Annotated in this window: 16 protein-coding genes; 8 read left to right on the forward strand and 8 right to left on the reverse strand. The window is 55.2% G+C overall.

The window, feature by feature from the left end; translation table 11 throughout:
* Positions 1-1,080: 1,080 nt before the first annotated feature.
* The 4 genes from FC75_RS10625 to FC75_RS10640 are packed head-to-tail and all read left to right on the forward strand — an operon-like array spanning position 1,081 to position 3,268.
* Positions 1,081-1,494: a cupin domain-containing protein gene (locus tag FC75_RS10625; protein WP_054661871.1), complete on the forward strand. Its 414-nt coding sequence runs from the start codon at positions 1,081-1,083 to the stop codon at positions 1,492-1,494.
* A 3-nt stretch (positions 1,495-1,497) separates the two neighbouring features.
* Positions 1,498-1,833: a carboxymuconolactone decarboxylase family protein gene (locus FC75_RS10630; protein WP_054661869.1), complete on the forward strand. Its 336-nt coding sequence runs from the start codon at positions 1,498-1,500 to the stop codon at positions 1,831-1,833.
* A gap of 3 nt (positions 1,834-1,836) precedes the next feature.
* On the forward strand, positions 1,837-2,469 hold the full coding sequence (locus tag FC75_RS10635; protein WP_054661866.1) for an NAD(P)H-binding protein: 633 nt from the start codon (positions 1,837-1,839) through the stop codon (positions 2,467-2,469).
* A 19-nt stretch (positions 2,470-2,488) separates the two neighbouring features.
* The gene (locus FC75_RS10640; RefSeq protein ID WP_338033679.1) at positions 2,489-3,268 is read left to right on the forward strand and encodes a LysR family transcriptional regulator; all 780 of its coding nucleotides are present in this window, start codon (positions 2,489-2,491) and stop codon (positions 3,266-3,268) included.
* A 704-nt stretch (positions 3,269-3,972) separates the two neighbouring features.
* Here FC75_RS10640 and FC75_RS10645 read toward each other — a convergent pair.
* Positions 3,973-4,434: a hypothetical protein gene (locus FC75_RS10645; RefSeq protein WP_054661863.1), complete on the reverse strand. Its 462-nt coding sequence runs from the start codon at positions 4,432-4,434 to the stop codon at positions 3,973-3,975.
* A 51-nt stretch (positions 4,435-4,485) separates the two neighbouring features.
* Positions 4,486-5,457 carry an alcohol dehydrogenase catalytic domain-containing protein gene (locus tag FC75_RS10650; protein WP_054661860.1) on the reverse strand — a complete coding sequence of 324 codons (972 nt, stop codon included), beginning with the start codon at positions 5,455-5,457 and terminating at the stop codon, positions 4,486-4,488.
* A 292-nt stretch (positions 5,458-5,749) separates the two neighbouring features.
* Between FC75_RS10650 and FC75_RS10655 the strand changes: the two genes are divergently transcribed.
* Entirely contained in the window at positions 5,750-6,676 is a 927-nt protein-coding gene (locus tag FC75_RS10655) for an ADP-ribosylglycohydrolase family protein (RefSeq protein WP_054661857.1), read from the forward strand.
* Positions 6,677-6,995: 319 nt separating this feature from the next.
* Here the strand turns inward: FC75_RS10655 and FC75_RS10660 are convergent, their stop codons facing one another.
* Both FC75_RS10660 and FC75_RS10665 read right to left on the reverse strand, forming a co-directional pair.
* A complete protein-coding gene (locus tag FC75_RS10660) occupies positions 6,996-7,724 on the reverse strand; it encodes a DUF4811 domain-containing protein (protein WP_054661854.1) in 729 nt (242 codons plus the stop codon).
* Complete coding sequence (locus tag FC75_RS10665; protein WP_056989869.1) at positions 7,721-9,217, reverse strand: MDR family MFS transporter; 1,497 nt, start codon at positions 9,215-9,217, stop codon at positions 7,721-7,723. The genes FC75_RS10660 and FC75_RS10665 overlap by 4 nt, the downstream gene beginning before the upstream one ends.
* A 119-nt stretch (positions 9,218-9,336) precedes the next feature.
* Between FC75_RS10665 and FC75_RS10670 the strand changes: the two genes are divergently transcribed.
* Complete coding sequence (locus tag FC75_RS10670) at positions 9,337-9,771, forward strand: MerR family transcriptional regulator (RefSeq protein WP_082623150.1); 435 nt, start codon at positions 9,337-9,339, stop codon at positions 9,769-9,771.
* A gap of 73 nt (positions 9,772-9,844) precedes the next feature.
* Here the strand turns inward: FC75_RS10670 and FC75_RS10675 are convergent, their stop codons facing one another.
* Together FC75_RS10675 and FC75_RS10680 are read right to left on the reverse strand one after the other, a co-directional pair.
* A complete protein-coding gene (locus tag FC75_RS10675; protein WP_054661848.1) occupies positions 9,845-10,798 on the reverse strand; it encodes an alcohol dehydrogenase catalytic domain-containing protein in 954 nt (317 codons plus the stop codon).
* 57 nt (positions 10,799-10,855) lie between these two features.
* Positions 10,856-11,344 carry a MarR family transcriptional regulator gene (locus FC75_RS10680; protein WP_056989870.1) on the reverse strand — a complete coding sequence of 163 codons (489 nt, stop codon included), beginning with the start codon at positions 11,342-11,344 and terminating at the stop codon, positions 10,856-10,858.
* Between the two features lie 129 nt (positions 11,345-11,473).
* Between FC75_RS10680 and FC75_RS10685 the strand changes: the two genes are divergently transcribed.
* Entirely contained in the window at positions 11,474-12,097 is a 624-nt protein-coding gene (locus tag FC75_RS10685; protein WP_054661839.1) for a nuclear transport factor 2 family protein, read from the forward strand.
* Between the two features lie 12 nt (positions 12,098-12,109).
* Positions 12,110-13,087, forward strand: a complete 978-nt coding sequence (locus FC75_RS10690; protein ID WP_054661836.1) for an amidohydrolase family protein — start codon at positions 12,110-12,112, stop codon at positions 13,085-13,087.
* Positions 13,088-13,166: 79 nt separating this feature from the next.
* Here the strand turns inward: FC75_RS10690 and FC75_RS10695 are convergent, their stop codons facing one another.
* Together FC75_RS10695 and pgmB are read right to left on the reverse strand one after the other, a co-directional pair.
* A complete protein-coding gene (locus FC75_RS10695) occupies positions 13,167-13,934 on the reverse strand; it encodes a Cof-type HAD-IIB family hydrolase (RefSeq protein ID WP_054661833.1) in 768 nt (255 codons plus the stop codon).
* On the reverse strand, positions 13,927-14,616 hold the full coding sequence (gene pgmB, locus FC75_RS10700) for a beta-phosphoglucomutase (protein ID WP_054661831.1): 690 nt from the start codon (positions 14,614-14,616) through the stop codon (positions 13,927-13,929). The genes FC75_RS10695 and pgmB overlap by 8 nt, the downstream gene beginning before the upstream one ends.

Genomic DNA, 14,616 nt, shown 5'->3' on the forward strand with positions numbered 1-14,616 from the left:
TAGACCACTATCAAGGATTCGTTATCATCGTTGCACTTGACTTGAAAATTGAGGGTTTCATTTTAGTTACACGTGCATCTATGCTGTTTGCGTTCAGTGTCATGGCTCTCTCCCATCTAATTGTGGCAGGCAATTATGATATTCATCTTTTCCCAGTCCATGATTCAAGAATACTTTGATTATAATCTTATCTATCTGTTCACAATCTTTTCAAGCTTCAAGCTTTGACTAAGAGCTACATCACGAACATCTGTCATAGCAACGTTCAAATTAAATACAACATGAATGAGTTTAAGAATTTGACTCTTTCCTTTGATAATCAACTAACACAACTGAAATTAGAACATTGACGGAAGCCTGATATGCCATTTTTTCGAAAGCATTCCATCAATGTTTTATATCCGGTAGATTTCCACCCCCCAGGTTTTAATTTGATTTGCCTCCAGGCTGGTCAATAAAATGAGATTCTTAGTCCGCTGTGCAAAACGCCTTTAGTAAACCCACAACAAAAGATAGATTCTCATCGCGTTTATCCAGAATCGCTAAAGTATTCTGCCATTATACAAAAACGTATGCTTCGCGAGAAGGACATACGAAATTAAGCTGCGTACCGAGTTTTCGATTATTGATACACGACAAATATCTTATGTTTGCACAATGTCACGAGCAAAACTGTGTCAGGGCAGAGTCCCTGTATTTAACTATTTAGCACTCCTAAAAGGCTTCTCCCATATGATTTTGACGGGGCTCTGCGTAATTGTACAAAATTTGTCGTATGTCATTGCCGGCAAACTGCGTAGGTCACACAATTCGACGTGATTCCTGCGTACTCTGGCCGCCGAATCGGGTAAGCTGGCGTCGTAGTTTAACTACCATAAGAACCAAATCACCAATCTTGAGTACCTTGCCGACATACTTAGGTAATCGTCTGCACCACTCGTGGCCACTTCTCATCAGCATGCCCAGAAAGCATGTATGGCACTCAATAAGAGCATTAGACGCATGGTCAAATATCCACTACACTAACTTCAGTCAAAGTTAAGTGTTACTACTCAAAGCTTTTCGAAAGGACGATTCAACATGACAACCAACGAACAATCTGTAAAGTACGGCATCTTTCACATCGGCGCGACGAACGACGCCTACGCCCAGTATTTTGTCGGCCAAAGCTACCTCAACAACCTGATCAGCGATCCAGCAATCAACGTCGGCGTCGGCAACGTGACCTTCGAGCCCGGCTGCAGGAACAACTGGCACATTCACCACGACGGCTTCCAGCTGCTGCTGGTGACCGGCGGCGAGGGCTGGTACCAAGAAGAGGGCCAGCCGGCGCGCAAACTGCACCCCGGGAATGTCGTGGTCACCCACGATGGCGTCAGGCACTGGCACGGCGCGACGAAGGACAGCTGGTTCTCACACATCGCCATCACGGCCGGCACGCCGGAATGGCTCGAGCCGGTTTCAGACAAGGCCTACAACGCATTGGAGGACTAGAAAATGGCGAAAAAACAAACCGCTGGCCGCGACCGCTTGGGCGACTTCGCCCCGCAGTTCGCCGCGCTGAATGATGACGTCCTGTTCGGTCAGGTCTGGGCTAAGGAAGACGAGCTGTCTGCCCGCGACCGCAGTCTGATCACTTGCGCCGCGCTGATGGCGCAGGGCCTTTTCCCGCAGCTGAAGTCGCACATGGCCATCGCAAAGGAAAACGGCGTGACCAAGACTGAAATGGTCGCGCTGATCACACACCTTTCCTTTTACGCTGGGTGGCCTAAGGCGTGGTCCGCGTTTCCGCTAGCCGAGGAAATCTACGGCAAAAGTGACACGGAGGACTAACCGTTGCCCAATGTGCTGATTTTAGGCGCTAACGGCCGAATTGCCAGACTGGTCCGCCAGCGCCTGTTGCAAGAAACCGACGCTCACCTCACCTTGTACCTGCGCCGGGCCAAGCGGCTTGGTCAGATCAACCCCACTCGCGAAACCGTGGTCGAGGCCGACGTGAACGACTACCAGGCCCTGTACCAAGCCATGGTCAGCCAGGACATCGTCTACTCGAACCTCGGCGGCGAGTTTGAACCGATGGCGGAAAATATCGTCAAGGCGATGACCAGCGCCAGCGTTGACCGGCTGATCTACGTCACGGGGCTCGGCTTGTACCACGAGGTGCCTGGCGAGTTTGGCCGCTGGGTCGAAGAAGACGTCGGCAGTGACGTCATGGATGACACCCGGCGTGCCGCCCAGCTAATTGAGACAAGTAATCTGGACTACACCCTGATTCGCGCCGCCTACCTGACGGACGATGACGAGGTCGACTACGAGCTCACGGCAAAAGGCACGCCTTTTAAAGGCACCATCGTCTCGCGCAAAAGTGTCGCCGACCTGATCGTCAACACGATTGTGAATCCCCGCCTGCATCGGTATAGTAGTCTAGGAATCGATAAGCCCGGCACGGTTGGCGACCGGCCTTATTAACTGACTGGAGGCGTGCGTGATGGAATTAAGACTGCTGGAATACTTTTTGGCGATTGACGGCGCGGGCTCGATCTCGCGGGCGGCAGAGCGTCTGCACATCACGCAGCCTACACTCTCCCGCCAACTCAAGCAGCTGGAAAACGAGTTAGGCGCGCCACTGTTCACGCGGACCAATCACGGCCTCACGCTGACGCAGGCCGGACTTTACCTCAAAACGCGTGCGCAGGAAATCCTGACGTTGACGCAGCAAACCGAGCAGACTTTTATCGACCAGCGGCGTCAGTTATTCAGCGGGAACCTCAACATCGGTGCAGTCGAGGCTGACAGCAGCCACACCCTGGCCAACGAACTTGCCGGGTTCACGGCCGAATACCCGGCGGTCACCTTCGACCTGTTCACCGGGACCTCCGACGACCTGTTTGACCGGCTCGACAAGGGCCTGATCGACCTGGCCTTGCTGCTCGAGCCGGTGAATGCGGACAAGTACGACCACCTCACACTGGCGCATACAGAGCGCTGGGGCCTGGTCGTCAGTGTCGACGCCCCCATCGCCACGAAACCGGTGATCGAGCCTGCCGATTTGCCAGAGGTGCCGCTCATTATTTCCAGCCGCGGCGCCGTGCAGCAACTCTTGGCTTCGTGGTCGGAGATTAAACTGACCGATCTGAAAATTGTCGGCCACTTCAATCTGATCTTTAACGTCATGCCGTTGGTGCAAGCACAAGTTGGTGCCGCCCTGACGATCGAAGGCGTCATCGACCCGCAAAATCACGCCGGGGTGCGGTTCATCCCGTTCTAGCCGCGCGTGCAGACCCACACGGTCCTGGCCTGGCGTAAGCACCGGCTCCAGACGCCGATCACTACAGCGTTCATCGACCGGTTCAAGCCCCTCACCAAATAGTTAATGGCGTCCTGATCATCGAGTTGATTGGGGCGTCTTTTGATGTGTGGCGACTCGTTTCGTCAGGCAAACCAACCCAGAATATAAATAGAATACTATATGTCATGACATGGTTAAAAAGGTTCATCTCAATTAAATTGACAACGATTTCATGCCGTGCTATTCTGCCCTTGGATGACGAGTGGGTGAGGAAGGAACAACCTCATCAGCACTACTCGCCAACTACCGGGCAATCCGACCCAAGCCATGGGTTGACCCGGCATGCTGAGCCGCCAGCTGGTTGGCTACGAAGACCATACCTCAACGTATGGGGTCCTTTCAGGACGCATGGCAGGATGCTGCTATCACTTTCCTAACTTAATAAAGCGACCGGCCCTGGTGACAGCGGTTGGGATAGCAGGCAGGGGCAACCCTGCAATAAAAAGCCACCGGGGTCAAATCCGGTGGCGCGGGACACCATTTCGCAAGAGATGGTGCCCTTTGCGTGGTTTCGGATGCAGACGAAGCGCCCGGCCCCTTTTCTTGGTAATTTCAAGAAAAGCGGTCGGGCGTTTTTGACATCCGACGGGCATGGGTCGTGGTCACACCACTCGGCTCGTCAGTTATTGGTCGAGGTTTTGGTCTCTGAGACGTTCTGCTAGATGAAGCGCGTGTTGCTGATGATACTGATCGAGCAGCTCGGTTGGCTCAGCTTCGTATGCCGGCCAGGACCCTATCAGCTCCATCGAGTCGATTTCCAACTCGCCTGGAATCATCACCGTGTTTAAAACGGCCATGAGCTTATTGATCATGTCCGGGACCTGTTTAAGAATAGCATCAGCTGGCTGCTGAGTATCCAAATCGAGCCATTGTTGATTCTGCTTGATCACCGGTGCAATGGCCTTTTTGATTTCACGCACCTTCTGGCGACGCAGCTGAAGATCCCCATCGACCGTCTCTGACCAGTGTGGCGCCTGGGCAATGACGTGCACCAGCACATACGGATCCAAAGTGATTGAATTATCGTAGACTTCGACGTCGCCTTCATACATGTCGATCGTGATTGGCACCAGTTCGATTTTCATGACATTCTCCTCCTGCTTGCCTTTGGGGCCATCATATCGGATTACCAACACCTATGGCAAGGTAATCAGCAGCCGCGTTTTCACCTGTGGATCCATGACCATTGCATGGGCCTTTGCGGCATCATTTAAAGACAACTGCTCGACTGTCAGTGGCGCAAAAGTGGCCGCGTGCTGAAGCAGCCATTGATTTGCCTGCGTCAGACTCGCCAAACTCGCCCGGCTGATGACAAACCCGCGCAATCGCTGCTCGTTCATGTAGAATCTGGGCAGGTCAAAGCTAACTTTGGGTTCTTTGGTGGCGGCAATCAAAATGATCTGGCCGCCTACTGCAAGTTGATCAAGGTTGAGTTGCAACGGGACACGACCTGAACTATCAATGATGGCATCCACTGGTCGATCCAACTTTTTCTCCCAGCCTGGCGCGTAATCGATGGCCTCAGCTCCCAAGGCAGTCACAGCAACAAAATCTCGCGGATTCGCCGTGGCGATCACGTGCAGTCCGCAAATTTTCGCACACTGGATCAGCATCCGGCCAACGTGCCCCGCGCCACCTTCGGCAAGCAATGTTTGGCCAGGCTGAAGCTTCAAGAGCTGCGTGACGATGATGGCCGCCGTTGCGCCGGGATGAACCAGCGCGAGCCAGTTGCTCGGGTCGCCATCAGGCATCGCAAACAACCGGGCCTCAGGAATGGTGGCAAACTGTGCGGTGATACCTTGCCGGCCGCCGTATCCCATGCTGTTGGTCCAGACGCGGTCGCCAACATGGAAAGCCGTGACTTCTGCACCCACGGCCGCCACCGTACCCCACGCATCGCGGCCGATGATTTGTTGCGGTTGAAGCGGTGTTTTAAACGCCCCGGAACGCACATACGCGTCGACCCGGTTGACCGCCGCCTCGCGGATCCGAACTAGGACATCAGCCGGCCCGATCGACGGCACCGGTAGCTGACCCACTTCAATCTCATCAGTATTGCCCACTTGCGTAAAATAGGCAGCCTGCATCTTTTCGGTTTCTGCTCTCACTGATTGTCATCCTTTCGAAATACGCTACCGAGTCGCCCGCTTAGCCAACAGACTAGGCTACCGGTCTTGAGTTAAGCAGCCAGCAAATACTTCTTCAGCTTAGCCAATGTTCTTGCCTTAATTGTACTGATAGGAAGAATGAAACGTAAGTGACAGTTTGCGTTGGGCCATCGAATAAACGCTCAATTTGGACTGTTCAGACTCCCACAGGCAGCAACCAGTTCATCTGCGGTTAAGCACTGTGCTAAACTGAATTCAACAATAGTGTTTAACGTCAATCATGGAGGCAGCCATGGCCAGTCAAAACCAAATCACAAACTTGTTCGAAGTCAGCATGATTGCCGATGCGCTCGGCGTACCGGTCGAGTTCCGGCCGCGCGACAGCTACCACGTCTCTGACATGACCGGCCACGGCACGTATGATCAGCCGGTCGGCTCATGGTCAGATGACAGCTCACTGACCTTGTGCCTGGCGGAGACGCTGACTGAAGGCGGCGGCCCGACCCAGCTGATGCAAAAGTTCACTGCTTACCTGGACGGCGACTACACGCCGCACGGCATTCGCTTCGATATTGGCATCGGCACCAGTGAGGCCATCAGCCGCTTTAACACGGGGCACGTGCCCGCAACTGAGGCGGGCAGCCGGTTGGCTAACGCGAACGGCAATGGCGCGTTGATGCGCATTGCGCCCCTCGCCTTCGCCCTGGATGGGCAAAACTGGCGGGATCGCCGGCAACGCATCACGGACTTTACCACAGTGACGCACGGCCACGAGCGGTCGATCATCGCCAGCTGCCTGTACGTTGAGACGCTGCGGCAGCTGCTGGCTGGCCAGGCGCTCGCCGAAGCACTCAAGCAGGCCAGCCAGTTGGTGCATCAAGGTGACTTCCGTGCCGAGGAGTTCGCGTATTTTGACCGGGTCTTGAACCCAGACTTTTTCGCCACGCCGCGCGACCAAATTCGCTCAAGCGGCTACGTGATTGACTCGCTGGAAGCAGCCGTTTGGTGTGCGGCGAATGCGGCGTCTGTGCAGGACCTGATTCTGACCGCAGCCAACCTCGGCGAGGACACCGATACGATTGCCCAAATCGCCGCCTGTCTGTATGCGGCCGGCCACTTGGACGAGCAAGCCCCGGCGCAGTGGCGCAAGGCGTTGATTCAGACCAAGCAGAGCCGCCGTATCATCACCGACTTCGCCCAAAAGTTTGGTGAACAATAGTCTCGGTACGCGACAATTTGCTTGTGGGTGCCCTTAAGCACTGTCTTTTTAAGGCAGTGCTTTTTTCAATGGCAGCAAAAAGTCGTATCTTTTCAGACGCGACTTCCAAAACACGTTTTATTACTTCTTTGTCTCCCACCCTGGCGCGTAGTCGATGGCCTCAGCGCCCAAGGCCGTCGTAGTAGCAAAATCCCGAGGATTCGGCCGCAGACTGATGCGAATCTCGCTGGCGCTGCCGCTATGCGTAAAATAGGCAGACATCATCACCCGATCAGGGAACAAAAAAAGCCGTGTCTTCTCAGACACGACTTCTTCAAACTTAGTATTTAGCTTGAATCTGATTGATCAGCTTGGCCATCGCCTGCTGCTGGTACTTAGCAGTGATCTGTTTTACCAGCTGCTGCTGATCCGCCTTACTCATCGATGGATTCTTTTGCATCGCTGCGGCGACTTGCGCCTGAATGGCTTGGCCCATCGCGGCCTTTTGCGCAGCACTCGGGTTCTGCATGGCTTTCGCCTGCTTACCGAGTTCCTTGGCCTGCTTGGTGGTCAGGTTGTACCAACCCTTAGGCAGCGAGAACGTGTTGGTCTGGCTGACCAGCAAGTGGTTGTTCTGGTTGGCGAACAGCGTGGAATAAAAGTCTGACTTGTAGACCCACTCGGTGCGGCGGACTTTCATCTGCGCGACGTTATCGGAGGTGCTGACGACCTTGTTGTGAATGTCGTAGTCAGCCTTTGTGTGCGTTGCCTTGCCCTTTTCGCTGGTCTTGTAAATGACCACGTTGTGCTTGCCGGCGGTGCCGATGTCCTGGTGCAGCAGCAGTTTCAGCTGTGGGCTCGGCGACGCGCTGTAAATCACCTGCGTGGATTCGGTTGTGACCTTTTTCATGCCGACGTGGTTCGCGTCGTTGTTCTGGATCAGCGCGATGGCACTCAGCAAGATGATCAAGAAAATAGCGCTGAGCAGCGTGCGCAACCAAGAGTTTTTCATCAGCATGAAGCTGAGGAACAGCAAGGCGGTGCTAATGATCAGTATCCAAAGAATCATTTTGCCGCCTCCTTTTTAGCGTCTGCCTTGAGGTCGACCTCAACGGAACCCGTCTTCTGGTTCAGGAAGAACGCCAGCAGCCAGCCGAGCGTGGAAAAGCCGATTGCGAACCAGAACGCCGCGTGGTAGCCGTTCAGGGTCGCGTTGAAGAACGCGTGCTTGTACGCCAGCGGATCCGAGGTCAAAAGCGCCTTAGCCGGCTTGGACGCATTGGTGACGTCACTCAGCACAGAGATCATGATCGCCGTTGCAATGGAGCTGGCGATCTGCCGCACGGTGTTGTTGACGGCGGTACCATGGGCGATCATGTTCTGCGGCAACGCGTTCATGCCGTTGGTGGTCAGCGGCATCATCGTCATCGAAATCCCGAACATCCGGACCATGTAGAGCATGGTGATGTAAATCGATGGGGTGTTGGCCGTGACAAACGCGTACGGCACGGTCGCAATGGCCAGCAGGAACAGGCCAAGTTGCGCGAGGCGCTTGGCCCCGATCCGGTCAAAAATGTTCCCAGTGACTGGACTCATCAGCGCCATCATGATGGCCCCAGGCAAAAGCGTGAGTCCAGATTCCAGCGCCGTTTTGCCGTGAATGATCTGCAGGTACATCGGAATGACCATTTCGGCCCCGACCATCGCCATGTTGGCAATGGAACCCAAGATTGAGGATAAGGTGAAAATCTTGGTCTTGAAGACGCGCAGTTCCAAGAACGGCTGGTCCAAGTTGAGCTGACGGTGCGTGAACAGCGCAATCACCAGGACCCCAAGAATAATGGAGCCGTACACGATCGGCGAGCCCCAGCCCTTGTCGCCGACTTCGGAGAAGCCGTACAGCAAGGCGCCGAAGCCGATCGTCGATTCGATCAGAGACAGCACGTCGAGCTTCGGGTTGCGGTCAGGCAGGACGTTCGCCATGAAGAAGAACGAGCTGATCAAAACCAGAGCCGCGACGGGGATGATCATGCCGAACAGCATTCGCCAGCCGAACTGGTCAATGACCCAGCCGGAAAGTGTCGGCCCAATGGCAGGTGCGACCCCGATGGCGATCCCGGCAACCCCCATGGCTGCCCCACGTTTGTCAGGCGGGAAAATCGTCAGCATGATGTTCTGCAGGAGCGGCATCGTGACGCCGACCCCGACGGCCTGAATCAAGCGACCGGTCAGCAACACGCCGAAGTTGCCGGCGACGTACGCGACAATGGTCCCGATCAGGAACGTGCTCATCGCAAACAGGTACAGGATTTTGGTCGGCACCTTGTTCACCAGGAACGCGGTGACCGGGATCATGATCCCGTTGACCAGCATGAAGCCTGTCGTCAGCCACTGGACTGTCGAAGTGGAAATATTGAACGTATTCATTAAGGTCGGATACGCGGTTGAGAGAATGGTCTGATTCAAGACGGTGGTGAAGGTCCCTACTAGCAGGGTGATGATCATCATCATTGCGTGGATCGGCTTACCATTCACATCTTTAGCATTTTTTAGACTATCCATCTGATGTTTTAGGCTCCCTATCTAATTTTTCGTTGCTCGAATATAACATTGTGTTATAATCACAGTTGAAAATATTACGTCAGTTGTGTTTGCATGTCAATGGTATAGGAGGAAAAACCTTGGATGAATTCGAATTCAAACGTCGGGTCCAAGACCTTGACGTGTCAATGGGCATCGGTGAAACCAGTCGGGTCACCGGCGCGACGGCCACGCAGATCCGGTATTGGGAGAAAAAAGGCATCGTGCACCCCATCCGGCACGGCGAAGGCCAAAACAAGCGATACAGTTACCGCGACATTGTCACGATCAGTTTTGTGAAATCGATGATCGACCAAGGCTACACCCTCGCCAAGGCGGAACAGGAAGCAGCCAACCACTTCACCTTCGCCGAGGCCCTGCGCATGCTGGTCAAAGAACGCGTCCACACCGTCGAGCAAACCGGCCACACCCTGAAATTGAACTTTGGTGAGCTAGACAACGACCCAGGCTTTGACGTCATCGCCGAGGTTGGGGATCAAGTCAGGCTGAATCGCGTCCCTCACCAGGCTCAGTAAGTTCCGTCTGGCCACAAAAACACCGTCACCTGCATGTTGCAGATGGCGGTGCTTTCGTATCCGGAAGATTCAGTTAAAGCAGAACAACCACCTTGCCGAAGCTGTCCGGTTCGTCTAAAGCAGCCTGGGCCTCCCCGGTGTGGGCCAAGTCAAACGTCTTGCGCGGTTTCACATCGATGTGATGGTTTTCGATCAGCCGCATCATGTTCGAGAACCGCTCAGGCGTGATTTCGGCGCCGGACCCAAACGACGTCAGTGAGGCGCCGGTCGGAATGACAAACGGGTCAAAATCAGGCACCGTCCACTGATTCGCTAGGCCCCCGACCAGGCAGCAGTACCCGCGTGGATTCAGGTGCGCCAGCGAGTCAGTCAGCGTCGCCGTCCCCACCAGTTCAATGATGGCATCAAACTTGTCATTGGTTTGTACTTTGCCGGCTTGATCCAGCACCGGTTCATCGCAGCCGATCGCTTTTAGCTCAGCAAACTTCTCTTGGTGGCGCGTGGAGCCGGCGATTTTAATGGTTGCGTCCATGGCCTTGGCCAGCTTAATGGCGGCACTGCCGACCCCGCTGGTCGCCCCACGAACCAACAGGCGCTTGGCGCGGTCGCTGTGCGCGTTATGCAGCGCGCCATATGCGGTGAAGTAAGTTTCGGGAATGGCCGCAAACTCTGCCCAGCTCAAACTGGTTGTAACCGGTAAAATGCTCTGGTTTGGCATCAGCACGTACTCGGCATACCCGCCGTCGAACGCCCGGCCCATGCCGCCCATCAGGCACGCGACTTTTTGGCCGCGGGGCAGGTGCGCGTCATCGGTCGTCGCCGCAATTTCACCGACACACTCGATGCCCAGGATGCGCGGAAACTTGACCGTCGGCGACTCACCGTTGCGGGTAAAAATCTCCGACCGGTTGATGCCAAAGCCCTTCACCTTCACCAAACTCCAGCCTGGTTTGACCTGAGGGGTCGGCACCTCCATGAGTTTTAACGCTTCCGGGCCACCTGCTTGTTCGATCACGATTGCTTTCATGTTGACTGCCTCCGTTTTCTGTCTGATTTCCGTTTACCAGGACGAGTGCATCGTCGACTATTTTGGCGCCGGGCTTTGGTCCGCCGCGACGGGCTGTTTGAGTCCCTTGAGGATGCCAGCCTTTGTCATCAGGCGCATACTGGTTTGCAAATCTCGGACCAGGGTGGTTTGCTCGGCTGGCGTCAGCGTTTGCAGCGCCTGGTCGTAGCGTGCCGCGACGGCCTCAACGTTTTGCGCAATCAGTGCCACGCCCTGCTCAGTGCTTTGGACATTGACCACTCGGCGATTCTCCGGATTGTGCTCGCGCTTGACCAGCCCGCGGTCCTCAAGCGTGGTCACGATGCGCGTCAGCTGCGGATTCGTAATGCCGATCTGCTGAGCAAGCTCGGTCATGGTGATGCCTGGCCGCTGATTCACACTGCGCAAGGCCAGCCCCTGCAGCCGGGTCAGTCCCAGGCCGTTTTGGCTGCGATTTTGCACCATCTCCTGCGCCAGTGCGGAAAAAAGTTGCGTGAACGTGCGCGTGTCTGTTTTGTTTTCGGCCATATGGCACCTCCTGCCTTTAATCGTTAATTCAATGATAGTTGACATGTGTTAAATATGCAACTATACTTCATAGTTGTAAACTATTAATGCAGAAAAATGTTGAACCGCACTGAAAGGGAGTTTTGATTCATGACATTTGAAGAACAACGGCCGACCACGAAGACAGTCGACGAAATGTTGGCCAAAGAGCAGATCACAGAGCTGGTCCACTACGAGCGCTATGCCCGGGACTACGGCCTGTGGGATGGGATGGCCACTTGCTACACCGACGACGCGACCATTGAGATCTCCTGGTACAAGGGCGACATCAATGGCTTTTTAGCCGCTTCGAAGCCGGCCCCTGATGCGCAAACCGATTCCCTGCCGGCCCACAAGATGCACGACACCCTCGTGTGGCTGCACGGCGAAAAAGCCGTCGCGGTCGTGGTGACCACCATGACCGGCCGTACCCCAGTGCAAGGTCAGACCATGGACAACCTGATTTACGTTCGGCTGGTTTACTCGCTGAAAAAGGTCAGCGGCGAGTGGAAGATTTACTCAATGACCCCGATTTACGAGCGCGACACTCTGCTGCCCGTCACCCCGAAGGACATCAAGCCTGTTGTTGGTGCACGGGACAGTTACAAGAACCTGGCGATCGTGCTCAAGGACCTCGGCGTCAAGGCCAGCGATGATCTGCCGGGCCTGGATCAGCCGAAGTCGGTGGAGAAGTTTATGGACACGACCAATGATTGGCTGAATAGCGACAAGTAGGAGCGAGTCAACATGACAAAAATCATTACAATTGAAGAACATTATCAGCTGCCGCACAAGGAAACCATGACCGCCGCCCAGCAAAAAGCAACCAAGGGCAATAACCCCACGCAAATTGACGAGTTGTCCATGGACTTTGACAAGAAAATTGCCTATATGGATAAGTACGGCATCAGCATGCAGGTCCTTTCCAACTCCGGCCCCAGCGGCGCCATGATCCCGGACAAGGCGCAAGCCGTCGCCGCCTGCCAGCACACCAACGACACGCTGGCTGCAAAGATCAGCAAGTACCCGGGCCGTTTCGGCGGATTTGCCGTCCTGCCGATGACAGATCCCGAGGCCGCAGCGGAAGAACTTGCGCGCACCGTGAACCAGCTGGGGTTTCAAGGCGCGATGATCGCCGGCCTGCCGTTCGGACACTACCTTGACGAGCCGCAGTACCGCCCCATTTTTGCCGAGGCGGAAAAGCTGAACGTGCCACTTTACCTACACCCAGGGATGCCGACGAAAGCCGACCGCGAACGGTTCCAGAGCCCATCCTACGATGACCGCGTTGCCAATATTCTGAGTATGGCGGGCTGGGGCTGGCACGAAGAGGCCGGCGTGCAAATGGTCCGGCTGATTTGCAGCGGGCTGTTCGACCAGTACCCGAACCTGCACCTGATTTCCGGTCACTGGGGCGAAATGGTCCCGAACTTCTTGGAACGGCTCGACCTCATGACCGGGGTTGCCAAGGTAAATCTCGACCGCAAATTCTCCGACTACTACAAGTCAAACGTCTATGTCACCCCATCGGGGATGTTCACGAAGCCGCAGTTTGCCCTCACGTTGGCCGAAGTCGGCCCAAGTCACATCATCTGGTCGGAGGACTTTCCTTACGTCTTAGCCAAGGACCAAGTCGCTGGCTTTTTGAATGAGTCGATCCTGGATGATGCTGCCAAAGAACAAATCGGCCACCGTAACGCCGAGCAACTTCTCAGGCTCAATTAGCGCCGCCACACTAAAGCGGACACTTTCACCGGTTGTTGCAGGTGAAAGTGTCCGCTTTTTTGGTTAATCACGGATTAGTTTAAATCAAAGTGAAATGTTGCAGTCCTTGAACGATCCCGTCGTGCATGTTATCGCTGGTCACGTAGTCCGCCAGCGCCTTCATTTTCGGATTGCCATTGCCCATCACCACGGGATGGTCGACCAGCTTCAGCATTTGTTCGTCGTTGAGCTCATCGCCAAAGCCGTACGTCGGCGTGCCAGACAGCCCTGCTTCATTCAGCAGCGTCAGAATGCCCGTCCGCTTGGACACTCCGGCCATCATTGTGTCCAGACCGCGCGGGTTATTGCGGACCAGGTCCAGCTGGCCGGCAAACTGCCGATTGTACAAGTCTTCCTTGCCTGTGTTGAACACAAACAGAAAATTGACCTCGTGCGTTTGGTACCAGTCCGGGATCACCTTGGCGTCCAGCTTCAGCAAGGCAAAATTTTCCCGGGTAGCCTCGGTTTCGCGGCTCAACGCGAACGTCTGGTTATTGAACCAGGCCACCGGATCGCCTTGCTTTGCGGCAAAGGCGTTGAACGCTTCGATCAACGGTTGCGGGATCACCGCCGCGTCCAGCTTGCGGCCCTGGTACTGGACATAGCTGCCGTTGGCCGAAACGATTGAATCGATACCGGTTTGATCCAGCACGTACTGAATCTCGAAAATGTTGCGCCCGGTTGCGATCACCGGCAGCACGTCATTTTGCCGCAGCTGATCGATGGCCGTCAGCGTGCTTTTGGCCAGCGACTTGTCATCGCGTAGCAACGTGCCATCCAAATCGAAAAAGACGACTGCTTTAGGCATTCACATCGCCCTTTTCCATCGCGGCCTTGATGTTCGGCAGCGTCAACTCGGCAGTCGATGGGAAAATAATGTCGGCTTCGTGCAGGACTTCAGCATCGCCAATGCCGACCGAGACTTCGCCGGCGGCGTTAATACCTTGCACTCCGGCCGCGGCGTCTTCAATCCCGATGCAGGCCTCAGGGGCCAAGTCGATACTTGCCGCCGCCTTGACGAAAATCTCCGGGTCTGGTTTGCCGTGGGTCAGGGTCGCGGGATCGACAATGTGCGGGAAGTACTCAGTGAGCCCCAGGTTCTTCAGCACCCGCGGCGCGTTTTTGGACGCGGACGCCAGCGCCAGCTTGTAGCCGCCGGCCTGCAGCGCATCCAGAAACGCCTGAATGCCAGGCAGAATATCGGCTGGCGTTAGAGTATCGACCAACTTCAAGTAGCGGGTATTCTTTTCGGTGGCCAGCGCTTCTTTTTCGGCATCGCTGAAGTCGTTCTGCTTACCGCCGTGCTTCAAGATCAGGTCAAGTGAGGCCATCCGGTCAATGCCTTTCAGGCTGTCCGCCAGGTCATCGTCCCAGCCGGCGCCGACCTTATCGGCGATTTGCTTCCAGGCCTGTGAATGGAACCTTGCCGTATCGGTGATCACGCCGTCCAAATCGAACACGGCGCCTTTAATTTGCTCAAATGTTGTCAT

The organism is Lacticaseibacillus camelliae DSM 22697 = JCM 13995 (assembly GCF_001436615.1).
GTDB classification, from domain to species: domain Bacteria; phylum Bacillota; class Bacilli; order Lactobacillales; family Lactobacillaceae; genus Lacticaseibacillus; species Lacticaseibacillus camelliae.